The 26,393-nt window shown below is 64.9% G+C and carries 19 protein-coding genes, 2 pseudogenes and 1 riboswitch; of the genes and pseudogenes, 10 read left to right on the top strand and 11 right to left on the bottom strand.

The features are described from left to right. Positions 1-26 precede the first annotated feature (26 nt). Positions 27-1,541 (top strand): annotated as a pseudogene (locus VGE27_RS06580) (sodium:solute symporter); the annotation flags it as partial. A gap of 197 nt (positions 1,542-1,738) precedes the next feature. On the opposite strand, the gene VGE27_RS06575 reads toward VGE27_RS06580, so the two are convergent. The 3 genes from VGE27_RS06575 to VGE27_RS06565 are packed head-to-tail and all read right to left on the bottom strand — an operon-like array spanning position 1,739 to position 8,558. After that, on the bottom strand, positions 1,739-4,465 hold the full coding sequence (locus VGE27_RS06575) for a PIG-L family deacetylase (protein WP_331048843.1): 2,727 nt from the start codon (positions 4,463-4,465) through the stop codon (positions 1,739-1,741). A 1-nt stretch (position 4,466) separates the two neighbouring features. After that, positions 4,467-7,238, bottom strand: coding sequence for a 2-oxoglutarate dehydrogenase E1 component (locus VGE27_RS06570; RefSeq protein ID WP_331048842.1), 2,772 nt, complete (start codon positions 7,236-7,238; stop codon positions 4,467-4,469). Between the two features lie 48 nt (positions 7,239-7,286). Beyond that, complete coding sequence (locus VGE27_RS06565) at positions 7,287-8,558, bottom strand: GAF domain-containing sensor histidine kinase (RefSeq protein WP_331048841.1); 1,272 nt, start codon at positions 8,556-8,558, stop codon at positions 7,287-7,289. A gap of 186 nt (positions 8,559-8,744) precedes the next feature. Here VGE27_RS06565 and VGE27_RS06560 point away from each other — a divergent pair, with 186 nt between their 5' ends. Then, on the top strand, positions 8,745-9,752 hold the full coding sequence (locus tag VGE27_RS06560) for an LLM class flavin-dependent oxidoreductase (protein WP_331048840.1): 1,008 nt from the start codon (positions 8,745-8,747) through the stop codon (positions 9,750-9,752). 135 nt (positions 9,753-9,887) lie between these two features. On the opposite strand, the gene VGE27_RS06555 is transcribed toward VGE27_RS06560, so the two are convergent. Then, on the bottom strand, positions 9,888-12,008 hold the full coding sequence (locus tag VGE27_RS06555) for a TonB-dependent receptor (RefSeq protein WP_331048839.1): 2,121 nt from the start codon (positions 12,006-12,008) through the stop codon (positions 9,888-9,890). Beyond that, positions 12,002-12,105: riboswitch (TPP riboswitch) on the bottom strand. It overlaps the preceding gene by 7 nt. A gap of 25 nt (positions 12,106-12,130) precedes the next feature. Here VGE27_RS06555 and pnuC point away from each other — a divergent pair. The 3 genes from pnuC to VGE27_RS06540 are packed head-to-tail and all read left to right on the top strand — an operon-like array spanning position 12,131 to position 13,751. Continuing rightward, the gene (pnuC, locus tag VGE27_RS06550; RefSeq protein ID WP_331048838.1) at positions 12,131-12,757 is read left to right on the top strand and encodes a nicotinamide riboside transporter PnuC; all 627 of its coding nucleotides are present in this window, start codon (positions 12,131-12,133) and stop codon (positions 12,755-12,757) included. Further along, positions 12,754-13,317, top strand: coding sequence for an ATP-binding protein (locus VGE27_RS06545; protein WP_331048837.1), 564 nt, complete (start codon positions 12,754-12,756; stop codon positions 13,315-13,317). The genes pnuC and VGE27_RS06545 overlap by 4 nt, the downstream gene beginning before the upstream one ends. Then, the gene (locus VGE27_RS06540; RefSeq protein ID WP_331048836.1) at positions 13,314-13,751 is read left to right on the top strand and encodes a DUF6526 family protein; all 438 of its coding nucleotides are present in this window, start codon (positions 13,314-13,316) and stop codon (positions 13,749-13,751) included. Before VGE27_RS06545 ends, VGE27_RS06540 begins: the two co-directional genes overlap by 4 nt. A 165-nt stretch (positions 13,752-13,916) precedes the next feature. Here the strand turns inward: VGE27_RS06540 and VGE27_RS06535 are convergent, their stop codons facing one another. From VGE27_RS06535 to msrP, 4 genes are all read right to left on the bottom strand, one after another. Beyond that, positions 13,917-15,143: a hypothetical protein gene (locus VGE27_RS06535; protein WP_331048835.1), complete on the bottom strand. Its 1,227-nt coding sequence runs from the start codon at positions 15,141-15,143 to the stop codon at positions 13,917-13,919. After that, positions 15,124-17,886 carry a putative bifunctional diguanylate cyclase/phosphodiesterase gene (locus tag VGE27_RS06530; protein WP_331048834.1) on the bottom strand — a complete coding sequence of 921 codons (2,763 nt, stop codon included), beginning with the start codon at positions 17,884-17,886 and terminating at the stop codon, positions 15,124-15,126. The genes VGE27_RS06535 and VGE27_RS06530 overlap by 20 nt, the downstream gene beginning before the upstream one ends. Before the next feature lie 150 nt (positions 17,887-18,036). Continuing rightward, positions 18,037-18,696 carry a protein-methionine-sulfoxide reductase heme-binding subunit MsrQ gene (locus tag VGE27_RS06525; protein WP_331048833.1) on the bottom strand — a complete coding sequence of 220 codons (660 nt, stop codon included), beginning with the start codon at positions 18,694-18,696 and terminating at the stop codon, positions 18,037-18,039. Between the two features lie 10 nt (positions 18,697-18,706). Then, positions 18,707-19,612 carry a protein-methionine-sulfoxide reductase catalytic subunit MsrP gene (gene msrP / locus VGE27_RS06520; RefSeq protein ID WP_331048832.1) on the bottom strand — a complete coding sequence of 302 codons (906 nt, stop codon included), beginning with the start codon at positions 19,610-19,612 and terminating at the stop codon, positions 18,707-18,709. A gap of 141 nt (positions 19,613-19,753) precedes the next feature. Here msrP and VGE27_RS06515 point away from each other — a divergent pair, with 141 nt between their 5' ends. After that, a complete protein-coding gene (locus tag VGE27_RS06515; protein WP_331048831.1) occupies positions 19,754-20,737 on the top strand; it encodes an aldo/keto reductase in 984 nt (327 codons plus the stop codon). A 12-nt stretch (positions 20,738-20,749) separates the two neighbouring features. Here the strand turns inward: VGE27_RS06515 and VGE27_RS06510 are convergent, their stop codons facing one another. The 3 genes from VGE27_RS06510 to VGE27_RS06500 are packed head-to-tail and all read right to left on the bottom strand — an operon-like array spanning position 20,750 to position 23,674. After that, on the bottom strand, positions 20,750-21,886 hold the full coding sequence (locus VGE27_RS06510; protein WP_331048830.1) for an ABC transporter permease: 1,137 nt from the start codon (positions 21,884-21,886) through the stop codon (positions 20,750-20,752). Further along, complete coding sequence (locus tag VGE27_RS06505) at positions 21,886-22,665, bottom strand: ABC transporter ATP-binding protein (protein ID WP_331048829.1); 780 nt, start codon at positions 22,663-22,665, stop codon at positions 21,886-21,888. The genes VGE27_RS06510 and VGE27_RS06505 overlap by 1 nt, the downstream gene beginning before the upstream one ends. Beyond that, entirely contained in the window at positions 22,652-23,674 is a 1,023-nt protein-coding gene (locus VGE27_RS06500; protein ID WP_331048828.1) for an HlyD family secretion protein, read from the bottom strand. Before VGE27_RS06500 ends, VGE27_RS06505 begins: the two co-directional genes overlap by 14 nt. A 145-nt stretch (positions 23,675-23,819) precedes the next feature. Here VGE27_RS06500 and VGE27_RS06495 point away from each other — a divergent pair, with 145 nt between their 5' ends. The 4 genes and pseudogenes from VGE27_RS06495 to VGE27_RS06480 all read left to right on the top strand — a co-directional run. After that, positions 23,820-24,278 (top strand): SufE family protein, encoded by a 459-nt coding sequence (locus VGE27_RS06495; protein WP_331048827.1) that lies wholly within the window; start codon positions 23,820-23,822, stop codon positions 24,276-24,278. An 11-nt stretch (positions 24,279-24,289) separates the two neighbouring features. Continuing rightward, positions 24,290-25,060, top strand: a complete 771-nt coding sequence (locus VGE27_RS06490) for a lysophospholipid acyltransferase family protein (protein WP_331048826.1) — start codon at positions 24,290-24,292, stop codon at positions 25,058-25,060. Positions 25,061-25,072: 12 nt separating this feature from the next. Continuing rightward, entirely contained in the window at positions 25,073-26,095 is a 1,023-nt protein-coding gene (locus VGE27_RS06485) for an NAD-dependent epimerase/dehydratase family protein (protein ID WP_331048825.1), read from the top strand. Then, positions 26,095-26,393 (top strand): annotated as a pseudogene (locus VGE27_RS06480) (dihydrodipicolinate synthase family protein); the annotation flags it as partial. The gene VGE27_RS06485 and the pseudogene VGE27_RS06480, both read left to right, overlap by 1 nt.

Genomic DNA, 26,393 nt, shown 5'->3' with positions numbered 1-26,393 from the left:
GATACACCGCCTGACCCGAAACGCTCATGCACTGGATCAATTGGGTCATTGTCGTCGTGTATCTCGCCGTCGTCATCATCGACGGCCTCCGGCGCACCCGCGGCACCAAGGACATCGAAGGATACTTCCTCGCCGGTCGCACGCTGCCGTGGTGGGCAGTGGGCCTCAGCGTCATGGCCACGCAGATCTCGGCCGTCACCCTGATCGGGACCACCGGCCAGGGCGCCACCGACGGCATGCGGTTCGTGCAGTTCTACTTTGGACTGCCCATCGCCATGGTGCTGCTTGGCGTCACCATCGTGCCGTTCCTGCACAAGGCCAAAGTCTACACGGCGTACGAGTTTCTCGAGCGCCGGTTCGACCCCAGGACGCGTTCGCTCACCAGTCTGCTGTTCCTGCTGTCCCGCGGTATGTCCTGCGGGACCATCATTGCCGCGCCCGGCGTGGTGCTGTCGGCCATCTTCGGCTGGGACCTGATCTGGTGCGTGCTGCTCATTGGCCTGCCCACGGTCATTTACACCGTGCTCGGCGGCGTGGAAGCCGTTGCCTGGGCCGACGTGAAACAGATGGTCGTGATCGTGGGCGCGCTGCTGGCGATAGTGGTGGTGCTGGTGATGCGCCTGCCGGTGCCACTCGATGACGCGCTGCGCGTGGCTGGCTCCACCGGCCGCCTGCGGGTATTCGACTTCTCCTTCTCGCTCACCGAAACCTACACCTTCTGGTCCGGTATTCTGGGCGGCACGTTCCTGATGCTGTCGTACTTCGGCACCGACCAGAGCCAGGTGCAGCGCTATCTGGCGGCCCGGTCGGTGGACGAGGCCCGCAGCTCGCTGCTCATGAGCGCGTACTGGAAGATCCCCCTGCAGGCGCTGATCCTGCTCATCGGTGTGCTGGTGTTCCTGTTCTACACCTTCTCGCCGGCGCCGCTGCTGTACAATCCGCGCCACGACGCCCAGCTGCGCGAGAAGCAGCCGGCCGAGTACGCGATGCTCGAATCGCGTTACACCGCTGCGCTGTCGGCCCGTGATCAGGCGGCCCGCGACGCCGCCGCATCGTCGGCTCCGGGCGCGCTCGAGAACTTCACGCAACAGAACGCGAGCGTGGAATCGGTGCGCAAGGAGGCCCTCGACGCAGCCGCGAAGGCCACGGGTGAGAGTTCACGCGACGTGAACTACATCATTCCGCGCTTGGTGCTGGACCACCTGCCGCTGGGCTTCGCGGGCATCTTCCTCGCCGCGGTGCTGGCGGCGGCCATGTCGTCCATCGCCGCCGAGTTGAATTCGCTGTCGACAGCCTCGGTGGTGGACTTTTATCAGCGCTGGTACCGGCCCAATGCGGGCTCCACCGAGCTCCTGAACGCCGGCAAGATCGCCACGGCGCTCTGGGGTGTCTTCGCCTGCGTCGTGGCACTCTACGCGGCCACATTGGGCTCACTCATCGAAGTGGTGAACCGCTTCGGGTCGTTCTTCTACGGCTCGATCCTGGGGGTGTTCATGCTGGCCATGATCAAGCGATCCTCGGCCCTTGGGGCGTTCGTGGGCCTGCTCACCGGCATGGCCGCGGTGGCTGCGGTGTCGTTCGGCGCACCGCAGGTGAGCTTCCTCTGGTACAACGTGATCGGCGCCGTGGTGGTGGTGGTGGTCGGATACCTCCTCAGCCTCGTCACACCGGCCACCAAGCCTCGCGAGATCTGACGGCGCTTGCTGGGGCCCTACCAGCGCCAGTCATGAAGTCACGACTACATCTTGGGTGTCCCCGCTGGTGGTGATGCGCCCACGAGATTGGTGAGGATGCGAGCAGCTCCCGGCACCCCCATCGGCAGCTGTCTGAACAATGCCAGCGTGACATACACGTATCGGCCCTTGCCGACCGGCGTCACGAGCAGCGCGCCGTTGTTGGCTGGTTCACCCGGATCATTCATCGAGAGCAACGGCGTGTACCGACGATCGATCGTGCTCGGCATGTACGTGGCGCGCTCCTGCACCCAACCAGCCCAATCACTCTCGACAATCCTGTTTGGTGAGGTGAGCAAGGGATGTGTCGGCTGAAGCGCGGTAACCGGTGCCTGCTCCATGGTCACACGAGCGGCGGGTCGCGTCCACTGCAGTGGGTATGGCGTGACCGGAAACCGACTCATGTCCTGTGCGCCATACTGCACCACCAGCGTGCCACCGCGATTGGCATACTCGAGCAGACGTGGGTTCTGCTTCACCAGCTCTTCGCTCGCTTCATACGCGCGTGGTCCCACCACGATGGTGCTGAAGCGTGAGAGATCGGTGCTGCTCAGCATCGCCGGCTCGAGCTTCTCCACCGTGATGTCGAGCTGACGCAATGCGTCGATGCCGCCGTCGGCCACTCCGGCGACATAGCCCACGCGCGCCCGTGGGGGCAGTTTCACGGATACCGCCGAAAACCCCATGGCTGACGTGCCGTAGAGGCGCATCGGGGTGATGTGGTCATAGCTGATCGGATACACACCACGCATCGCCGGCACGTTTTCGTGAAATGCAGCAACAAGCAACTGATGTCCGCCTTCCGGCAGCACGCCACGGAGACGGAATGACACCAACTCGCCGCCTTGTGCGCTCAGGGTACGAATGCGCTGTATGGAGTCAGCCACCAACCCCTTGGGCACCTCGAGGCGCACCCGCACGGTGGCCTCGTGCGGATACGACGACTGCACACGCACGTTCACCACACGATCGACCGGCACACCGGCGCGGATGTACTCGAGCGCGCTGGCCAGATTGACCGTGATGCCGGGCACCGCAGCCACTGGCACCTGCTGGTCGCCCTTGATCGGATCGGCATAGCGGTAGACGATGGGTGTGGTCACCGATACCGACACACCAGCGATGTTCAGCGAGACTTCGGCCATGGTGGACATGCGCGCTTCCTGCTGCACTTCATCACGCGCGTCGATTGGCATGAGAAACCAGTCGTTGCCCAGGCGCCCCTGCTGGCGCCACCACGCAGAGTTGGGGGTGAAGGCCACCGCGTAGCGCTGCATCACACCGGTGCTGTCCGGTGCCACGTCGAGCGAACCACGTTCGTTCTCACGCAGCCCCAGCCCACTGATGGAACCGCCCGCCACCCGCACGGGTTCTCGTCCGCGATTGAACACACTGATGGTGACGGGGATCGAGTCGTTCACATTGGTCTTTTCGGCTTCGCGCACGGGGAAAGTGCCCTGCGGGGCCGCAGCTTCCACGGCGATGCCGGCTGCCTCCACGAGTGCATCGCTGGTCCGATCAATCGTCAGTGAAAGCGCGTCCCACAACGCTGGATCGGCCTGCTGTGCCGGTCGAGCGCGCACCTGTGCGGCGCGACCGATACCTTCGCCGATCAACAACGCCGGGCCACTGCCCAGTGCGTTGCGCACGGCACGGAGTTGCTTGAGCGCGTCGGCCAGCGGAGCCACCAGCGGTGACGGATCACTGGCCACATACGCGCGCCGGAGCGCAGCAATGGACGCGAGGGCGGAGTCGAGCACGGGGGCCACGGCCGCCGGCACCTTGGCGCGCAACGGTGCCCACGTGGTATCAACACCGTCAAACAGCGAGCGCTCGCTGCGGGCATCGTCCGGCCCAACACGCGACGCTTCACGCGACAGATAGGCCCACATCACGCCTTTGCGCTGCAGCACGCCAAAGCCCTGTGACTTGTGCTGCGAGCGGCTCTCGGCGGCGATCTCGTAGTAGCTGCGGCCAAGCAAGGCATCGAACTCGCCGGTATTCACGCGCAACGTCGCGCTGTCGGGAGCCTGCCGCGCGCTGCGATAGAACTTCTGCGGAGTCCAGGGCAAGCCGAAGTCCTTCACCGGAAAGCGCACGGTGTCCGCGGCAAAGTCGTACGCCTCTCGCGCCAACAGTCCCGACACCTGGTGGTGGCCATGCCCATCACGCGGTGTGCCGCTGAAAAATGCGACCATCACCTGCGGCCGGTACGCACGTACGACACGCACCACGTCGCCAAGAATGGAGTCCTTCGGCCAATGCAGGTACGTCTCTTCGGCGTTTTTGCTGAAGCCAAAGTCGTAGGCCCGCGTGAAGAACTGTCGGCCGCCATCGATGCGGCGCGCGGCCAGCAACTCCTGCGTGCGAATGGCGCCCAGCGGCTCGCCAAGCTCGTTGCCGATCAGGTTCTGACCGCCGTCACCGCGCGTGAGCGACAGATATGCCGTCTCCACGTGTCGAGCACGCGCGAGCCATGCGATGACGGGCGTGTCTTCATCGTCGGGGTGCGCCGCCACGGTGAGCACGCGTCCGGTCGTACCGATGCCGGCCAGCGTGGATCCCAGTCTGGCCGCCCCACGTTCTGGGGTGCCACCATTGGACTGTGCACGAGCGCTCATGACGGGAGTGCCTAACACAAACGCCGCGGCAATGGCCGCGGCGCTCGTGACACCCTTCGTTCGCATGAGGCGCGCGCCGCTCTGCATGAGCTGCCGCGTCATGGTCTTCATCTCACTTGGAAACAGTCATGGCAGGACGCTCTTCCGCGACCTCGCCGGTGTCCATCACCATCGCGATGATGCGCGCCTGCTCCTGCTGGTGCGCATCGGCGTACCCTTCGGCCGGGCTGGCACGCTCCGGACGACCCACATAGCGCACGCCAACGGCCGCACCGGCCGACGCACGCAGGCGCGGCTGCACGTACGTCCACGCGCCCTGGTTCTTCGGCTCTTCCTGCGCCCACACCACCTGCTCGATGGCCGGATAGAGATCCATGATGCGCTGGATCTCCTCGTGTGGCCACGGATACAGCTCCTCGACACGCACGAGCGCGACGTTGGGATTGCGGTTGGCCGCCAGCGCCATGTCGTAGTACACCTTGCCGGTGCAGAACACGATGCGACGCACATCATCGCGACGCTGCGACGCGATCGGATCATCGATCACCGACTGGAAGCCACCTTGCACCAGGTCCTCGAGGCGCGATGACGCCTGCGGCAGGCGCAGCATCGACTTGGGCTGCATGCAGACCAGCGGGCGACGGTTCGAACGCAGCGCCTGACGACGCAGCAGGTGGAAGAACTGTGCCGGCGTGCTGCAGTAGGCCACCGTCATGTTGCCTTCCGCACACAGCTGCAGAAAGCGCTCGAGACGTGCGCTCGAGTGCTCCGGGCCCTGGCCTTCGTAGCCATGCGGCAGCAGCATCACGAGACCGCTGTCCTGACCCCACTTGGCGCGGTCCGCCACGATGAACTGGTCGATGATCGGCTGCGCGACGTTCACGAAGTCGCCGAACTGCGCTTCCCACAGCGTGAGCGTATCCGACGCCACCGTGCTGAAGCCGTATTCGAACGCCAGCACGGCCGTTTCCGACAACGCTGAGTTGTAGACCTCGAAGATGCCCTTCGAGCCCGGGATGTTGGCGAGCGGCGCGTACTTGCGACCCGTGTTGGCGTCGTTCAGCACTGAATGACGGTGCGAGAACGTACCACGCTCCGCATCCTGACCGGTGATGCGCACGGACATGCCATCGAGCAACAGCGAACCAAAGGCCAGCGCCTCGGCGTGGCCCCACTCGATGCCCCCCTGCTCACCCATCGCTTCACGACGACGCTCGAGCTGCTTTGCGAGGCGCGGGTTCGGTGTGAACTCCTGCGGCCACTGCAACAACGACTCGTTCACGAACTGCAGGCGCTCGGCGGCCACGTTGGTCTGCACCGTGCGCGGCGCAGCGGCCGGCTCGGCGGGCCATGGCGCGTGCTTCTCGCTGCCCAGCAACGACTGCTTGAACGCGCTGTGGATGTCCGCGTAGCGCTGCGACACATCCTTCTCCACCGCCGCGGCTTCGTCGGCCGTGAGCACCCCTTCGGCGACCAGACGGCTGGCCCACACCTGCGGCACCGTCGGGTGCTTGCGGATGGACGCCGTGCGCGTCGGCTGCGTGTACATCGGCTCGTCGCCTTCGTTGTGGCCATGACGACGATAGCCCACGAGGTCGATTAGCACGTCCTTCTTGAACATGGTGCGGTACGCACACGCCAGACGCATCGCCGTGATGCACGATTCGGCGTCGTCGGCGTTCACGTGGAAGATCGGGATCTCGAAGCCCTTCGCGAGGTCCGACGAGTAGTACGTGGAACGTGCGTCGCCCGGATCGGTGGTGAAGCCGACCTGGTTGTTCACGATGATGTGAATCGTGCCACCGGTGCGATACGCGTTCAGGTGCGAGATGTTCAGCGTCTCGGCGACAATGCCTTCACCCGGGAAGGCCGCGTCGCCGTGGATCGCCACCGGCACCACCGCATGCTCGTTGCGCTCGCCCGGCTTGCCGGCCACACGCTGACGCGCGCGTACCACGCCTTCGATGACGGGGTTCACCACTTCGAGGTGCGACGGGTTTGGCACGAGACGCAGCTTCACCTCGCGGCCATCCACAGAGCGCGCACCCACAAAGCCGGCGTGATACTTCACGTCACCGGTCGCCGTTTCATCGGCGTGATCGTGACGGCCTTCGAACTCCGAGAACAGCGTCTCGAACGGCTTGCCCATCACGTTGGTCAGCACGTTCAGGCGGCCACGGTGCGCCATACCGATCACGATCTCTTCCGCGCCCGACTTGCCCAGCGCGTTGATCATCTCGTCGAGCATGGGCACGAGCGTGTCATTGCCCTCGACGGAGAAGCGCTTGTAGCCCTGATACGCGCGTCCGAGGAAGCGCTCGAGTCCATCCACCTCGTTGAGGCGGCGGAGCACGGCCTTCTTTTCATCGGCCGTAAGCGGACGCGTGAGTTCGCCGGCGCGGAACGCATGGCGGAACCAGTTGCGCTCCTCGTTCATCTCGAGGTGCCACACCTCGTAGCCGATGCGCGTGGTGTAGACCTCACGCTTGCGCGCGATGACTTCCTTCGCCGTCGGATAGCGATCATCGCCGATCGCCGCACCGGGGATCGTGGCGAGATCGTCTTCGGTCAGCCCATGAAAACCGGGCGCGAGTTCGTCCGCGCCGATCGGCGGCGTGCCGAGTGGATCGAGCGGCACATCGTAGTGCCCGTACATGCGAATGGCCTGCTGCAGCGACGCGGCGCCCGCGACTTTCTGCAGATAGGCGACATCGGCAGTCGCTCCCGTCGCGGCCGGTGCACTCGCGGCCGACTGACCGAGCAGCGACTCGGCCATGCGGAAGTACTGACGCCAGGTTTCGTCGACACTCGACGGGTCGCGACGATACCGCTCGAACTGCTCGGCAAAGATGCCGTCGTTGAAAACGCTCGTGATGGCTGACATAAAATGGGAATGTAACCGGCGTCTCGCGCCCGAGGGACTCACCAGCCCTCACACCTGTGCCGGAAGTACCAGGGTGAAGACGGATCCGTCGCCGGGGCGGGAGACCACCTCGATACGACCACCCAGGAGGGTGGCCAGACGTCGTGCGATGTAGAGGCCAAGGCCCGTGCCGCCGCGTCGGCGGGTCGGGACGTCCTCCAGCTGGGAGAAGGGGCGAAAGAGCCGTTGGAGGTCGGCCGGCGCGATGCCAATGCCGGTGTCCTTCACGGCGAAACGCAGCCCGATCCGCCCGTCCGGCATCGGCGATCCCCGCCATACGCGCAACGTGACGCTTCCCGTCTCCGTGAACTTGATCGCGTTCTGACAGAGGTTGAGCAGGATCTGCCGCACCTTCGCTTCATCGGTGTGCATGTTGGGCAGCCCGGCTTCGGCATCGATCACGAAATCGATACCCTTCTCGCGCGCCAACGGCTCGAGGAAGGGGTGGAGCGAGTCGAGCAGCTCGTCGAGGCGCACGGCGGTGGGGCGGGCCGTGAGACGGTCGGCTTCGAGCGAGGCGTAGGTGAGGATGTCCTCGATCAGCGAGCCCAGATGGCGCCCGACAGTGCGCAGCCGGGTGATGACGTCGCGCTGCTCATGAGAAAGCGGACCGAGGATCTCGTCCTCGAGCAGCTCGCCGTAGCCTTCGAGCGCGGTGAGCGGCGTACGGAGTTCGTGCGACAGGGTAGCGAGCAGACTGGTCTTCGCCGCATCTGCTGACTGGGCGTCCTCGAGCAGGCGCGCTTTCCAGAGCGCGAGGGCGGCCAGGTCGGCCATGACGGCGAGGCGTTCCTCGTCGGTCTCGTCGAACGTGGGGTGCCCAGCGTCACGGGTGATGGCCAGGACGCCAAAGAGCTGGTCATTGGCCACCAGCGGCAGAAACAGTACCGGTCCGATGCCGAGTGTGGGCAGGAGGGCGGCGAAGACCGGGATAGCTTCGTGCGGCGACGGCAGGAGCACCGCGCGCTTCTCGGATACAGCGCGGTTGATGAACGTGCCGGCGAGCGGAAAGCTCATGCCGAGCAGCGACGTGGCGACCCCAGAGCAAGCGACATAAACGCCAGTATCGCCACTTACCTGAGTCACCATGGCACCACTCGCCCGCCCACGAAACATCGACAGGTTGCACAGCGTCTGCAGCACCTGCTGCGAGCTGGTTTCGGCCGCGAGCGCGCGGGCGACCTGACGGATGCTGCCGAGCTCTTCTGTTTTCCGGTAGTCGGAGTAGAGAAGATCGTCGGAACCGTGCGGGAAGCTGGTCGGATCATGGGGAGCAGACATGGCTGGATACTACTGGTTGCGGGTCGCGAGGGGGCGGGTTTAGAGGTGAACAGCCGGGTAGCGGGACTCGTGTCCCGAGTCTCGTGACCCAAAATCCGGTAGGTCATCTCCAAACCCGCCCCCTTCGCGACCAGAAACCATCTCTTATATTTAAGAAATGAGATTCCGTTTACACGGATGTGAGCGATGAACATACCGCTCTCCATCCTCGAACTCGTGTCGATTACCGAGACGACGGACGCGCGGGGCGCGCTGGACAATGCGCGCGACCTCGCGGCGCACGCCGAGCAGTGGGGCTACAACCGGATCTGGGTGGCCGAACACCACAACATGCCTGGCATCGCCAGTGCCGCCACGTCGGTAGTGTTGGCCCATATCGGCGCCGGCACGAACACCATTCGGATCGGTGCCGGCGGCATCATGCTGCCCAATCATGCGCCCTACGTGATCGCCGAGCAGTTTGGAACGCTGGAGCGCCTGTTTCCGGGTCGGGTGGATCTGGGCCTGGGCCGTGCACCAGGCACGGACGGCGTCACCTTGCGCGCACTGCGCCGCACACCGGAAGCGGCGGAGCATTTCCCGCAGGATGTGATGGAGCTGCAATCCTGGTTCGCGCCAGTGGCACCTGGGCAGCGCATTGTGGCCGTGCCGGCGGCTGGCACCGAGATCCCACTCTGGATCCTCGGCTCCAGTCACTTCGGTGCGATGCTGGCCGGTGAGCTGGGCCTGCCGTACGCCTTCGCGTCGCACTTCGCGCCGGCAGATCTTATTCCGGCGCTGGGGCTCTATCGCGATCGTTTCAAACCGTCACACCAACTCGATAAGCCGTATGCGATGGTGGGCGTGAACGTCATCGCGGCCGATACCGACGAAGAAGCCAAGCGCCTAGCCACCACGCAACAGATGGCGTTCACCAACATCTTCCGCGGTGCGCGTGGGCTGGGACAGCCGCCCATCGACGATATCGAGACCTACTGGACGCCCATCGAGAAAGCGCAGGCCGGGCGCATGCTGGCGCGTTCGATCGTCGGTTCGCGCGATACCGTGCGCACTGGACTCGAGGCGCTGGTGGAGGAGACCGGCGCGGACGAACTGATCGTCGTGTCGATGATCTACGATCACGCGGCGCGACTGCACTCGGTGAAGCTCACTGCGGAAGCGGCTGGGATTCTGGTTGGAGTGCCGGGGCAGTAGGTCAGATCTTTTTGCCACGGATGACACGGAAACGCGCGGAACCTACACGGATCAGACTCTTTCTCGTTGTTTGATCCGTGTAGGTTTCCGCGTACTTCCGTGCGTTTCCGTGGCAATGCTGTTCCCGTCTCGACCTCAGAACGCGTAGCCGAGCGTCACGAACAGCGCGCGCGCGGGCAGCACGAAGTATCGCACTCGCCCCGAACCAGACACGGCGCCGCTGCCGAATTTCTGCGTGTCGCCGAGGTTCACGCCACGCACCATCAGCGTGAAGTCGCGAACAGCCAGGCGCGCCGACGCATCGACCGTGTAGTAGTCGGGGAGAATGCGGTCCGCGCTGCTGGTGTTGTCGAGAAACGCACGTGACTGGTAGCGTCCTTCCACGCTGAAGCCCAGCCGCGGCGTGGGCAGCACTTCCACGCGGTGCGTGGTGATGAAGCGCGGCGTGAGCATGGGCTCTACATCTCGGCGCACCACCGGCGCGCCACGCGAGGAGTCCGTGAACTGCTTGATGCGGTTGTCGCTCCACGTGGCGTTGCCAGCGAACACGAACTTGTCCACACCGCGGTACGTGGCGTCGAGCTCGATGCCGCGACGATAGCTGTTGCCCACGCTGCGCCGCGGAATGGCCCCTGATGCCGTCGGTGCGCCAATGCGCGCCAGATCGTTTCGGAAGTCCATGCTGTACAGATTGGCCGACAGATCGAGCGCTGAGTGGGTGTAGTTGAGCCCCAGCTCCGTATCGTGCAGCCGCTCGGGCTTCACCCGCGACAGGTCGCCAAAGTCGGCCACGTTGTCGGCGTTGAGATCGTCTTCACCGGCAAACATGTCGCTGCGCGCCGGCTCGCGGCTGGTGATGCCGTAGCTCGCAAATGCCGACAGCCCCGGACGCAGCGATACGGTCACACCGGCCTTGGGATTGAGGAACGCCCAGTCGATGCTGCGCTCGGTGATCCCGGCGTTTTCCGACGGTTCGTAGCGGAACTGCGCCCAGCGTCCCTGCACATCGGCAAACCAGCGCGCCCGACCCACGTCCACCGAGGCCTTCACGAAAGCGCTGGCGTCCTGCTTGTGGCCCGTGTTGTCGTACAGCTCCGTGTCGGGCTGGAAGTACGCCCGATGTGCGCGTTGATAGGTGTTGGCATTCACGCCGGTGTTCAGCCGCAGCGCACCACGCTCCACATTGTAGGCGCTGGTCACGCCATACCAGGTGTGCGCGAGGTTGTAGCGATAGCGATCGGGCAGGTCGAAGTAGTCGTAGTTGCCGCTGGCCGAGTTGCGGTAGAGCGTGGTGTTGAAGCTGCCACCATCGGCATTGGCGTGCGTGTACGCCAGCGACACCATCTGCTGCCCGAACTTGTCACGCTCATTCGGATACAGCGGGTTGTAGCGACGGTTCTCCGCGAGCTCGGCCAGCGTCGCACCCGTGTACGACAGGGTATCCGCCAGCTGCCCCACGATGGCCGTGACCTTCACGATATCACGGTCACCGAACCAGCCCGCACCCAGAAACGCCGAGCGCCCCATCACGCCCGAATGATCGCGGTAGCCGTTGGTGCGCAGCGCGCTCACGCGGCCATAGGCGGCGAGACGATTCTCACCGAGTCCCGAGTTGAACGACGCACTGGCCCGCTGCGCACCGAAAGACCCCATCTGCACTTCGAGATCACCACTGCGATCCTTTCGCGCGACAGGCATGGTCTCGAAGTTGATCGAGCCCGCGTACGAGGCCGTGCCGGCGGTGCTGGTGCCCACGCCACGCTGCACCTGCACACTCTGCACATTGCTCATCAGGTCGGCCAGGTTCGCGAAATACAGTACCTGGTCTTCCGGATCGTTGAGCGGCACACCGTCGATCGTGATGTTGATGCGCGTCTGGTCGAGACCACGTAAACGCAGATAGCTGTATCCCCACTGCGTGCCGGTCTCGGTGTGCGCCGTCATCGAGGGCGCGGCCTGCATGAGCAGCATCGGCACATCCTGACCGAAGTGCCGCGCCGTGATCGCGGCCCGGCCGATGGTCTTTTGTGCGATCGGCGCTTCGTTGCCGGCGCGGATCGCGTTGACCAGGACGCCTTCGATACGGCGGGCGGTCGTGTCGGAGGTGGCGCTGTCCGGGCGCGTGGGACGACCGCCTTGCGCATGCAGCGCAACCGGCGCGATGGTGATGGACGCGATGGACAGGGACGCGACGGCCGTGCGAAGACGGCCAGGTCGCGACGCGCGCCCGAGGCGCGCGAAGATGCGACGAGACATCAGATTGGACTCCCTACGCCGGTACGAACCGGATCAGGTTCTACGGGACTCTCTCAGCCTGCGCACACTGGCGGCGCCGGCACCCCGGTCATGTGCCTCAACCCTAATTAGCTTTGCCCCTCATGACCAGCCTCCCCGCGTTCTGCCACTGGCTCGAAGCGCACGGGTCGTCCTGCATGGAGGCGGCCGGCTTTCTGACGGGCGTAGTGAACGTCTGGCTGGTCACGCGCCAGAACATCTGGAGCTGGCCCATCGGTGTGGCCAACGCGCTGTTCTACATGGTGGTGTTTGCGCGCACCGGCCTCTACTCCGACACCGGTCTGCAGGTCGTCTACTTTGTGCTGTCGTTGTACGGATGGTGGCATTGGTGGCGTGGTGGTCCCACCACCGATTCGCTCCCCGTCACGCGCACATCACGCCCGCTGGCACTGCGTCTCTCCTTCATTGGCGTCGCCACATGGCTGTTGCTGTGGACGATCACCGCGCGCATTCCCGGCGCGGCGCTGCCACACATCGATTCCGCGCTCGTGGCGGCGAGCCTCATCGCGCAATGGATGATGACCCGCAAGTTGGCTGAAAACTGGTTGGTGTGGATCGTGGTGGACGTGCTGTATGTAGGCGTGTTCATCAACCGCCAGCTACCGCTCACGGCCGTGTTGTACGCGGTGTTCTTTGCGCTCGCCGTGCTGGGCCACGTTCAGTGGCGCCGTTCCTGGCGTGAGTCGCAGCAGCGTAGGTTGCCGGCATGACCAGCCTGCGACGCGTCGTGGTGACCGGGTCGGAAAGCGTGGGCAAGACCACGCTCGGCGCGCAACTGGCTGCGCACTACGATGTGTTGTGCGTACCCGAGTACGTGCGCGAGTTCACGCGACGAAAGGGTTCTCCTCCAGTATTGGCCGATCGCGAGGGCCTGGCGCGCGGTCAGGCCGCGTATGAGGACGAGTACATCGCCCGCTCGCGGGCGCTGGACAAGCCGCTGCTGCTGCACGACACCGATCTGGTGAGCAACGTGGCCTACAGCCACCACTACTTCGGCGATTGTCCGCCGTCGATCGAAGCACTGGCCATCGCGCACCGGCCGGACCACTATCTCCTGCTGGACATCGATGTGCCCTGGATTGCTGACGGAGTGCGTGACCGCGGCGATCGCCGGGAAGAAATGCACGCACTGTTCCTGACGACGCTCGATCGACTTGAAGCGCCTTATACGCTCATTCGCGGCACCTGGACCGAGCGTCTGGCCATGGCGAAACATCTCATCGACTCTCTCCTCTTCGCACCCGACACCATCAACCCCGCGCGGACATGAGCGACAACCAGAACTATTCCAATCACACGCAGCTCACGCCGTACTACCATTTCTTCACCAGTCCGCTCGCGGTCGCGTTCCTGATCTGGACGATTGTGCGGTTCGTGAAGGCGCCGGGCGCGGAGACCGGCTATTTCCTCGTGGGCAGCCTCGCGCTCATTGGCGTGGTGGCGGCTTCGCGACTCTCTCCGCTGCGCGTGCAGGACCGCCTGATCCGGCTCGAAGAGCAGATCCGATTTCAGCGGCTGCTGTCGCCAGAACTCACCGCGCGTGCCATCGATACACTGCGCCCGCGTCACTACATCGCGCTGCGCTTTGCGAGCGACGCCGAATTGCCGGCGCTGGTTGAGCAGGTCATTGCCAATCCCGCCCTGACACCGAAGCAGATCAAGCAGCAGATCCGCAACTGGCGCGGAGATCGGTTTCGCGTCTGAACAGCGAACAGCGGGGGGACACAGATGACACAGAAACAGAGCAGAAAATCACAGATACCACGTCAACACGATCAGTCCATTCGCGTTTGATGCAAATCAAGAAAAGTTGTATCTGTGATTATCTGCTCTTCTTCCGCGCATTCTGTGTTCCCCCCGCTATTCCCCCTACGCTCGAGCCGGCGCCGTAGCCAGCAGCTCCACCGGCAGTCCACCGTTGCTGGTGCGCACGAGCGGCGACACCGACAGCCGCAGCTGTCCAAGCAGCGCGCGATCAGGCGGCATGAGCATCGCCATCCGCCAGCCACCGCCGCCAGCGCGCAGCACATCGCCCACGCGCGCGTACAGACCGCGCAGATCGGCGCCTTCGCTCACACGATGTCCATAGGGTGGATTGCTGAGCAGCAGTCCGCGCGCACCATACGCCGCAAGATCGGTGTCAGACAACGCCCCCTGCTCGATGATCAGGTCGTCGAGCACACCGGCCCGCTCGGCATTCGCGCGCGCTGCCGCAATGGCACCCGCATCGCGGTCACGCAGCAGGATGGGCACATCCACGCCGGGTCGCACCTGTTCACGCGCCAGGTCACGCACCACGGCATGCATGACTGCTTCGGCCCCGGGCCAGCGCTCCATCGCAAATTCGCGCGACAGCCCCGGCGCGATCCGGCGAACGCGTAGCGCGGCCTCGATGCCGATGGTGCCCGATCCAGCGAACGGATCCACCAAGGGCACATCACCGTCCCACGGCATGGCCGCCAACATCATGGCGGCCAGCGTCTCGCGCAGCGGTGCCTTGGCAATCGCCTGCCGCCAGCCACGCCGGTGCAGTAACTCGCCCGAACTGTCTGCACTGATCGTGCAGCGGTCGCGCTCGAAGCGCACGACGATCAATTGCGTGGGCTGATTATCACCTACCGATGGCGAGGCAATGTCATCCTCGTCGTCTTTCGCTCCTGCGTTGCCCAACACCTGCGCACCGGCCACCGCCTTCACGATGCCCCGTGCCACCCGTTCGGCAACGGCATCGGAGTGATACAGGCGCGACTTGCGGCACGTCACGCGCAGCTGCACCGGCACGGCCGACGAGATCGCGCGGCTCCACGGCACACGCGCCGCTTGTTTTTCGAGTGTCGCAAAATCGCGCGCTTCGAACTGTGCAAGCCGCACAATCACCCGGCTCGCCAGGCGTGTCCAGCAATTGAGCGTGAACAACTCTCGCGTGGTGACCTGCACCGACACACCGGCCGGCGTCACCTCCACCGGCGTGATGCCAAGTGCGGTGCACTCGGCCGCGATCAGCGGCGCCAGTCCCGGTGCAGCCACCAGGAAGGCGTCGAGCGTACTGCGCGAAGTGGTGGTGCTGCGAGAACGATCAGGCGGCCTGTTGTTCACCGTTGTCGCGAAGCCGGCGATTGACGTACGGCACGCGCGACCCACGGGCGAGCAGGAGATGCCAGAACTCCTCCTCATCGAGAGGCGGCGAGAACAGGTACCCCTGTCCCAGCTCACACCCCAGGGTGAGCAGGTGGCCACGCTGGGCCTCCGTCTCGATCCCCTCCGCCACGGTGTTCATCCGCAGCGTATCCCCGAGCGCCACGATCGCGCTGGCCAATACCGGTCCTTCGCCTCCCTTGTCGATGACGTCCACGAACGCCTTGTCGATCTTCAGGATGTCGATCGGATAGCGCTGCAGATAACTCAGGGAAGAATAACCGGTGCCGAAGTCGTCGATGGCCAGGGACACACCAAGTGCCTTGAGCGCCGTCAGGCGGGCCATGGACACATCGGTGTTCTGCATCAGCATGCTCTCGGTGATCTCGAGCACGAGCTGGGTCGGATCGAGCCCCGTCTCTTCGAGGGCCTGTCGGACATCGTCCACGATGCCCGCGTCCTGCAACTGACGCCCCGAGAGATTGACCGTGATGCGTGCCGCAATGCCCCGCTCCCGAGTCCAGCGCTGCGCCTCACGACAAGCCCGACGCAGCACCCACTTGCCGATCGGCACGATGAGACCCGTGACCTCGGCGATCGGAATGAACACACCCGGCGGCACTGTCCCACGCTCACGACACAGCCACCGCACCAGCGCCTCGGCGCCAATGATGTTGCCCGTGTCGAGCTCCACGATGGGCTGGAACTCGAGGAAGAACTCGTCGCGCTCGATGGCACGCCGCAGGTCGGCCTCCACCACCAACCGCTCGAGTGCCGCGTCGTGCATCTCCTGCTCGAACAGCACGTGCTGCCCCTTGCCGCGCGTCTTGGCCACATACATGGCCACGTCGGCGTTGCGCACCAGCTCATCGGACGACTCACCGCGGCTCGACCGCGCGATACCGATGCTCGAGCTGACAAACACTTCCTTGCCGCTCAGCATGAACGGCCGCGACAGCGCCGTGCCGATACGCGAGGCCACCACCAGCACCTCTTCGACCGTCTGCGCGTCTTCGACCAGCACGGCGAACTCGTCACCACCCAGACGCGCAATCAGATCGCTGGCGCGCACGCATGACGCGAGGCGACGCGCGGCATCCACGAGCAGACGATCGCCGGCGGCATGGCCGAGTGAATCGTTGACGGTCTTGAAGTTGTCGAGGTCGAGGAACAGCACCGTGACCGGGGAGCTCTGACGAGCACCACGGGCCAAGGCATGTCCGACCTGATACAGGAACAGCGACCGGTTGGCGAGGTCCGTGAGCGGGTCATGGAACGCCTGATGGATGTACTGCTGCTTGATCATGCTCTGCTCGGTGACATCACGCGAGTTGAGCACGAGGCCGCGTACGACCGGTTCGCGCAGCAGGTTGGTGCCGACATTGTCGACCGTCATCCAGCTGCCATCGGCATGCGCGAGACGCCATTCCCGCTTGAGCACACCCGGTGATCCGGCGCCGGTGCGCGCACCGGTACGGGCCAGCTCATCGAGGAACTGCACCGCGTTCTGCTGGTCTTCCACGTGCAGCATGGACACGAGATTCGTGCCCACGAGGCGGGACGGTTCGTGGCCAAACACGGTCGACATGGACGGGCTGGCAAACCGCAGCGTGCCATCCGGATCGACGATCATGATCACGTCACTCGAATGCTGCACGAGTGAACGGAAGCGGGCTTCACTGTCTCGCGCACTCGCCTCGGCCAGCGTGCTCACGGCTTCGCGCGACGCGGCGAACTGGCGGGCAAACGCAATGACCGTGAGCGCAGCCGCACCAATCACCAGGCCGAGCAGAGGCTGGTGACGATCTTCGAAGGCCAGGTGCAGCAGCAGCGCGAAGCCGGGCACAACCGCCGCATAGGGCAGGATGCTGACCGAACGCCCGTCGCGATCCCGGGTAGGTCGCACATCACGACGCAGCACCGTGGCACTACTCAGCCATCCTGCGGCCGCCATGAGGAAGCAGGCCGTCGGACGCGTCACGAACATGAGGTCCGGTACACGCGCACCACCATGCATCTCGGTGATGGCCGCCACGTGACCGAGGAAGCGCACGAGCAGCGCACCGCCGATCAGCACGAGGATGTTGGCGCGTGGAATCAGCGCGGTGCGCCGCCACAGAATCGACGCCACCAACACCAGCACCAGGTCGAGCACCGCCAGCACGTGCAAAAGCTGGAACGAGATCTGGATGATCGGATCGTCAGCGACGCGTGCCGTGTTCAGGTTGTACCACGCGACCAGCACACCGCCCACCACCACGGTGGCGATATCGAGCCAGAGCTTCGACTTGTCGACGGAGCTATGTGGGGCGCTGGGGAGTTGCAGCAGCGCCGCCAGCATCAGCAGGGGCGCGCTGACCGTGACCCCAAGCCGCACACCGATATCCAGCCACGCCATCGGGAGCAGCGGCAGGAAACGCAACCACGGCGTGATCATGACCAGCGCCAACACGCCCAACAGCAACCGCCAGAACTTGCGGCTGCCAAGATCGAGGGAGAGTTCGCGGGAGGCCCGCCACGCAAAGAAGATCGCCACACCCGCCACGGGGAACGGCGACAGAAGCCGGAGGGTGCCCTCGAGGCCGAAGAACTCGACCGAGTGACCATGCAACGACACCAGCCACACGGTCACGGCCGCCACATAGGCCGCCATCACACCCATGAGCGACTGTTCCCAGCGCGTGCCCAATGCCCCAACGGACACGGCAGAAAACCCCCGGGCCGGTGTCGGGCGATCAGTACGTGATGTGGTTTCAGCTCGACGCGACGACGCGTCGGACACTTGTGGCATGGGCAGAGCGACGGTGAAGTAGGGCGGTTGGTCCCAACACAAGACGACCGCCCGGCACGACCGTCACCCTGCCGGCGTGGATTTTGTGTCGCCGGACACGGTTCGGGATGACGAGCGCCGATCGACGCGCCAGACCACCCGAAACGCCAGGAGGACCGCGACGACCGTACCATAAAAGATCGGCTCGGCGATGTCCTTCTTGACTGCCCACAGGAAATGGAAGCACGCGGCGACCACGGACACGTAGACCAGCGCGTGCAGCCGGTTCCAGCGTGTCCCCCCCAGCCGCCGGATGGACGCCTTGGTGGACGTCAGCGCCAGGGGCACCATCAGCAGGAATGCCAGCATCCCCAGCGTGATGTATAGATGCTTGGCGATGTCCTTCCAGATCTCCTGCCAGTCGAAGAACCAGTCCAGGACCGTATAGACGGACAGGTGCAGCAGGGCCCAGAAGAAGGCCGCCAGTCCCAGGAATCGACGCTGCGCCACCAGCCATCCCCATCCGGTCAGGCGCATGATGGGCGTGACGGCCAGCGAGGCCGCCAGAAAGCGCAGCGCCCACAGGCCAGAAAGGCGCTCGAGCTTGTCGATCGGGTCGGCCCCGAGCTGGTTGAGCAGCAGCTGGGCCACCAGCCAGGGTGCCGGCAGCACCACCAGAAGCCAGAGCGCCGGTCGCACCCAGCGGCGGACCGGCGCTTCCAGCGCAGGAAAACGGGATTTCACGTCGAGCGGCTCAGTAGTTCTTGCGCAGGTCCATGCCCGAATACATCGACGCGACCTGATCGGCGTAACCGTTGAACATCAGCGTGTTGCGGCGCAGGAACTCCCCGATCCGACGCTCCTTGGCCTGGCTCCAGCGCGGGTGATCCACAGTGGGATTCACGTTCGCGTAGAAGCCATATTCGCTGGAATTGGCGTCGTTCCAGGTCGTGCTGGGCATCTTGTCGGTGAAACGGATCTTCACGATGCTCTTGATGCCCTTGAAGCCGTACTTCCATGGCGTGACCAGTCGCACCGGCGCGCCATTCTGGTTGGGCAGCGCCTTACCGTACATGCCCGTGGCCAGCAGAGTGAGCGAGTTGTTCGCCTCGTCCATACGCAGCCCTTCCTTGTACGGCCATGGCAACACCGCGCGACGCTGACCCGGCATGCGCTTGGGGTCGTACAGCGTGGTGAACTCCACGAACTTGGCGCTGGGCAGCGGCTGGAGACGCGCAATCACGTCCTTGAGCTGCACCCCCTGCCACGGAATCACCATCGACCACGCTTCCACGCACCGCATGCGATACACGCGATCCTGCACGGGCAGCTTGCCCAGCAGTTCGTCGAATGTGTACGGGCGCGGTGTCTTCACCATGCCTTCCACATTCACGGTCCATGGCATCGGCTGGAAATCCTTGGCCTGCTCCTTCGGATCTTCCTTGCCGGTGCCGAACTCGTAGTAGTTGTTGTAGCTGGTCGCGTCGTCCTCGGGCGTGACCTTGTCGTCCTGCAGTCCCCTGGCCCCGGCAATGTTCGGCAGTATCGCGCTGCCGAGTGCGATGGCCCCCACCGTGCCCATGAAGGCGCGCCGGTTCTGGTAGATCCCCTCGGGGGTGATCTCCGAAGAGCGAATGTCGTCAGGCTTGCGTATCAGCATGGCCGGTCAGGTGAAGGATTCGGACGGGTCCCTACATTGTATCAGGACGCACAACGTTCGGTTCCCGTTCGACCGCGATGGGCCGACCCCTTCGGCTTCTGATCAGGGGTCAGCCGTGACTTTCCCCCCAGCACAGGCCCGATGCGTTACACGACACTTGGTTCTACGGGGCTCACCGTCTCCCGGATCTGCCTCGGCTGTATGACGTTCGGCACCCCCGACTGGCGGCCCTGGGTTCTGTCGGATGCTGACTCGCGCCCCTTTTTCCAGAGGGCGATCGAACAGGGCATCAACTTCTTCGATACGGCCGACATGTACTCGCTGGGGGTGAGCGAGGAAGTCACGGGACGGGCGCTGCGGGAATTCGGCAACCTCGACGAGCTGGTCATCGCGACGAAGGTGAACTTCCCCATGACCGACCGACCGAACATGCGCGGTCTGTCACGCAAGCACATCGTGCAGGGGTGTGAGGCCAGCCTCAAGCGTCTCGGCATCGACACGATCGATCTCTATCAGATCCATCGCTTCGACCCCAACACGCCGATCGAAGAAACACTCGCCGCACTCGATCATCTCGTGCAGTCGGGCAAGGTGCGTTACATCGGCGCGAGCTCGGGATGGGCGTGGCAGTTTGCGCGCGCGTTGAGCGTGAGTGAGCGGCATGGCTGGGCGCGTTTCGTGAGCATGCAGAACCACTACAACCTGCTGTACCGCGAGGAAGAGCGGGAAATGCTGCCGCTCTGCGCGGCCGAGGGCATTGGGGTGATGCCGTGGTCGCCGCTGGCGCGCGGACTGCTGGCTGGCTCGAGAAGTGGTGTGGGCGATCGCAGTGCATCCACGAGAGCAGCGACCGATACATACGGTCATTCGCTGTACGACGATGCCGTGAGCTGGGCGGTGGTGGACGCCGTGCGCGAGGTTGCGGCCGCGCGCGGTATTCCGATGGCGCAGGTGTCGCTGGCGTGGTTGCTCTCCAAGCCGGCCGTCACGGCGCCGATTGTCGGCGCGTCAAAGCTGACCCAGCTCGACGACGCCATCGCGGCAGTGAACGTGGATCTCACCGCCGAAGAGATCGCACAGCTCGAAGCTCCCTACCGCGCGCAGCCGGTGCGCGGTCACGACTGAACGCAATGTGATTCAATCGAGCGTCTTGGAGAACCGCCGCACACTCACCGTAAACAGCACGATGGCCAGCAGCGACAGCGCGCCAAGCTGGCGGGTGAGATCACCAACCCCGATGCCCTTGAGCAACACGCCGCGCAGGATGTCGAGAAAATAGGTGAGCGGCAGCAACAGCCCGAGCCACTGCGCCGGCTCGGGCATCGCGGCGCGTGGGAAGATGTAGCCGGACAGCAGGATGTTGGGGAGTAAAAAGAAGAAACTGAGCTGCATGGCTTGCACCTGGCTTCGCGCCACCGTGGAAATGAGCAGCCCCACCCCCAGGCTGGCGACGATGAACACCAGCGACAGCAGGTACAGCAACGGCAGGCTGCCCTGAATGGGTATGTCGAAGAAGAACACGCCGAGCGTGAGCACGACGGTCATCTGGACATAGCCCACAAGCATGAAGGGAATGAGCTTGCCGAGCATGAGGCTCGACTTGCCGATGGGCGTGACGATGAGCTGTTCGAGTGTCCCGCGCTCGCGCTCGCGTACGATGGCGGTGCTGGTGATGAGCGTCATGGTGATGGTGAGCAGCACGCCCACGATGCCCGGCACAATGAACACCGCACTCTTCTGTGCGGGGTTGTACCACGGACGCACACGGATCTCCACCGGCGGCTGCAGCCGGTAGCGGGTGGCCAGCAACTGCGCGCCGCGCGCCTGGGCGGCAAGCTGCGCACCCGAGATGGCCGCGCCCGATGACTGCGGATCGGCAGCATCGATGAGCAGTTGCGCCACCCCGGTCTGGCCGCTGCGCAGGTTGCGCTGGTAGTCGGGGGGAATGACCAGGGCGACGCGCGCGTCACCGCGCTCTATCCACCGTTTTGCCACGTTGCGATCGGGCACACTGGTGATGATGCGAAAATTGTCGGTGTTGGCGAGCACCTGCACCAGTTGCCGGCTTTCACTTGAGCGTGACTCGTCCACCACCACCGTGGGCAGTCTGCGCACATCGGTTTGGATGGCGTAGCCGAAGAGCAGCAGTTGCACCGCCGGCAACCCGGTCATCATGCCGAACGTGAGACGGTCGCGCCGAAGTTGCAGGAACTCCTTCCACAGCATGGGCCAGACGGTCCAGTGCCGAATGCGATCGAACAGGCGCGCCCACATCAGCCGGCCACTCCCTGCTGCTCGTCGCGTTGCTGCAGCATGACGAACACGTCTTCCACCGACTGCGCATGAAACTGTGCGGTGATCTGCGCCGGTGTGCCCACACCGATCAGGTGCCCACGCGACAGAAACGCCAGACGCTGGCAGCGTTCGGCTTCGTCCATGTAGTGCGTGGTGACCAGCACCGTGGTCCCACCGCGGGCCAGGGTATAGATGATCTCCCAAAACGTGCGGCGTGCGGCTGGATCGACGCCGGCGGTGGGTTCATCGAGAAATACCAGGTCGGGCTCATGCGCCGTCGCACACGCGAGAGCCAGGCGCTGCTTCCAGCCACCGCTCAAAGTGCCGGCGCGCTGCGTAAGACGGCCGCCAAGCCCCAACGCCTCGATGTGCTGCGTCAGGCGGCGTTCGCGCGCCTTCCCGACGAGCCCATACACCGATGCATAGAAGCGCAGGTTTTCCGACACCGTGAGCTCGTCGTACAGACCATAACGCTGCGACATGTAGCCAATGCGACGACGCACCGACTCGGCGTTGGTGGTGATATCAAAACCTGCCACCTGTGCCGTGCCGCTGGTGGGCAGCACGAGTCCACACAGCATGCGAATGGTGGTCGTCTTACCGGAACCATTCGGGCCCAGCAGGCCGAACACTTCACCGCGCGCGATTTCGAGATCGAGACCGGCCACGGCAACGAGCGTGCCAAAGCGCTTGTGCAGCGCCTGCGTGCGCACGACGGGTGAGACCGCGGCGGTTGCTGCCGGCTCAGCGCTGATCACGCGGCGCCGTGGGGAGTTGCACCGTGACGGGCAGCCCCGCGCGCAGGCGCGATGTGCTGTCGGCGAATTCCACCTTCACACCAAACAACAGATCGGCGCGCTCCTGTTCGGTGAGGGCGACACGTGGCGTGAACTCCGCCTTGGTGGCGATGGCCGCGATACGTCCCACATATCGCGTACTGTCACCATCGAGCAGTGCGACCAGCGTGTCGCCGGTCTGCAGATGCGGCAGTACGAACTGCGAGACATAAATGCGCGCCCACGGCCGCGCCGGTTGTCCGATGGTGATGGCACTCTGCCCGGCCTGCAGCACCTCGCCGGGCTCCACATTGCGGCTCGACACCACACCGTCGACGGTCGCGAGCAGCACCAGATCGTTGACCGTGGCACGCGCCCCCAATGCCGCGGCCTGGGCACCGCGTGCTTCGGAGGCGGCGGCTTCGCGCTGCTCACGACGGGCACCGGCCCGCAACAGAGCCAAGGCATCGCGGGCCGCGTCCCGCCGTCCGGCGGCCACGCGCGCGGCGGCACGAGCCGCATCGAGCGTGGCGCGACTCACATCGCTTCGTGCCGCCAGCGGTTCGAGACGTGCCAGGTCGGACGCGGTGCGCTCCGCGTCCGCTTCCGCAGCGCGCAATTCCGCCTCCGCACGGGCGATTTCCTCTGGTCTGGCGCCACGGGCCACATCCCGCGCGTTCTGGGCGGCGGCGGCGGCGCGCGCATCGGCCTGCGCAGAGGATGCTGCCGCCGTAGGGGTGGTGAAGATCACCAGCGTGTCGCCCACCTGTACCGCGTCACCCTCGTTGACCAGCACACGCACCGCACGTGCGGGCTGCAGCGGACCGACGTCAACCTCCACCATCTCCAGTGTGCCCACGGCGGTGGACGTGGTGGTGCCGCGACGACACGCGACCGCCATGAGCAGTAGCGCGGCCAATGTGATACGGGGAGCGCGCACGAGGATGCTCGTCACCGGCTGCCGTGTGGAATGGGGAGTGGTGCGGAGCATGGATGCCTTGGGACGTTGCAGGGCACACTCGGCACTGGACAGTTCCCCTAGCATGTCAGGCCCCTCGCACGATGGCAACCCTGCATACCGTCGGGTATGCTCGCTCGCGTCGACCAGCAGGGTGAGGGGGGTTAGGTTGCACCCCATGTCCGACGAGTCCGACCTCCCGCCTGCACTTGCCAAGACCCTGCGCCAATTCCGGCTGCTCGGCCGTGAAGACAAGATGCAGGCGCTGCTGGGATGGTCGAAGAAACTCGAGCCGCTGCCCGAGCGCTTTGCGGCGCTGGATCGCGCGGCCTTCACGGTGCCGGAATGTCAGACCCGGGTGGACATCTTCCCCGAGCGCCAGACCGACGGCACGATGCACTTCTATGCCGACGTGAACGCGCGGCAGTCGCCCACCGTGGCCGCGGTACTGGCCATTACCTTCGCGGCGGTGAATGATCAGCCGCCTTCGGTGACGCTGGCGTTGCCGGCCGACTATGTGCGCCTGCTCATGTCCGACATCGGATTGGGCGCACGTGAAGCAGGACTGGCGGCCATGGTGGCACGTCTCAAGCGATTCGCCGCCGATCCGGGTGCGGTGAGTTCGACCTCTCCCTGACAACCCTGAAGATGATCGGTACGGTGCTGAACTGGTGGGCGTGGGTGGAAACGGTCCTGTGCGTGATCATCGGCACGCCGATCGTGGCCATCGTGTACGCCTTCACCGCGCCTTTCGACAAGGGTCGGTACGCGGCAGGACGCGCGTTTCGATTGGTTGCTGTGTTTGCCACACGCATCAACGGCCTCTGGAGCTTCCATACACGCGGACGCATCACCGATCCACGCCGCCCGTATGTGGTGATCGCGAACCATGAGTCGTACGCCGACGTGTTCCTCATCAGTTGTTTCCCCTGGGAAATGAAGTGGCTCAGCAAGGACACGATGTTCAAGATCCCTTGCATGGGCTGGATGATGCAGATGGCCGGCGACGTCAAGCTGGTGCGCGGCAATCGCGATTCGACGCTCGATGCCATCGCGCAGTGCCGTGACCGTCTCTCGAAGCGCGTGAGCGTGATGATCTTTCCGGAAGGCACGCGCTCGCGCACGTCGGAAATGCTGCCCTTCAAGGACGGGGCGTTTCGCCTCGCTATCGAGAGTGGTGCGCCGATTCTGCCCATCGCGGTGGCCGGCACGCGCAACGCCATGGCCAAGGGGACGTTCAAGTTTCTGCGCTCGAAAGCTCTGGCCGAGGTGCTCGAGCCCATCGAGACCACCGGCATGACCATGGCCGACATTGGCACGCTCAAGCAGCTCGCCCGCGAGCGCATCGATGCGGGGCGTCGGAAGCTGGACGCCGAGTTGGGCCTGCGTACGTTCGCCACCGATGGCGCGGTCGCCTGATCCGGCACGACGATGAACGCGCCACGCACCGAGGCAGAGCTGGAGGCGCGGCTCTCGGAACCCGACGCGGCCACGGTTGATGCGTTGGCGGCGCTCGACGGCGATCTGATGGTCCTGGGCGCTGGCGGCAAGATGGGCCCATCGCTGGTGCAGATGGCCCGACGCGCGATTGCCGACCAGAGTCGCCGAGTCATCGCGGTCTCGCGCTTCAGTGATGTCGATGCAGTCGCCACACTGGAGGCGGCAGGTGTGCAGGTGGTGCGAGCCGACCTGTCCGACCCGCGCGCCGTGGCGGCACTGCCCGATGCGCCCAATGTACTGTGGCTTGCCGGACAGAAGTTTGGCACCACGGGCGACCCGGTGGGCACATGGACGCACAATGTGGTGGCGTCCGCGCATGCCGCCGAACGCTATGCGGGTTCGCGCATCGTGTGCTTCAGCACCGGCAATGTGTACGGCCGTGTGCCGGTGAGCAGCGGTGGTTCGTTGGAGGCGGATGCACTGCGCCCCGATGGCGAGTATGCGGCGTCCTGCATTGGCCGTGAGCGGGTGTTTCAGAGCGTGACGCGGCGTACGGGCTCACCGCTGTTGCTCTACCGGCTGTTCTACGCCAACGACCTGCGATACGGCGTAGTCACGGAGATTGCGCGCAAGGTGCTGGCCGGTGAAGCCGTGGATCTCGAAATGGGTCACGTGAACGTGATCTGGCAGGGCGACGCGAATCGCCTGGCGTTGCGGGCGCTGGGCGAGACGACCACCACGGCCGAGGAGCAGGCGCTCAATGTCACCGGGCCGGTGGTGTCGGTGCGTGAGATCGCGGCCTGTGTGGCGCGTCATGCGGGCGTGGAAGCGCAGCTGACCGGCACCGAGGCACCGGACGCACTCATCGGCAACGTGGATGCGCTCATGCAACGGTTGCCATACGAAGCCCTGCCACTGGACTCGCTGTGTGCATGGGCCGTGGCCTGGATTCGCGGTGGCGGACGTTTGCTGGCCAAGCCCACCAAATTTCAGGTACGCGATGGGCGCTTCTGATGGGGGGCGCTGATATGGGAGACGGCTTCAACGTGCGCCAGCACCTGCAACAGGGTCAGGTGATTCCAGCGCACCCGTTGGCTTTGACGCCGTCACGCACGCTCGATGAACGGCATCAGCGCGCACTCACGCGCTACTATGTCGCGGCCGGCGCTGGCGGCATGGCGGTGGGCGTACACACCACCGGATTTCCCATTCACGATGCCAAGATCGGGCTGTATCGGCCTGTGCTCGAGCTGGCGGCGGAGACCGCGACGAAGGCATTGGCGGGAAAGACGCGGCCGTTTGTGCGAGTGGC

Source organism: Gemmatimonas sp., assembly GCF_036405635.1.
GTDB lineage: Bacteria > Gemmatimonadota > Gemmatimonadetes > Gemmatimonadales > Gemmatimonadaceae > Gemmatimonas.
The sequence above is the reverse complement of the archived record's forward strand: the minus strand, read 5'-3'. Positions and strand labels throughout refer to the sequence as shown.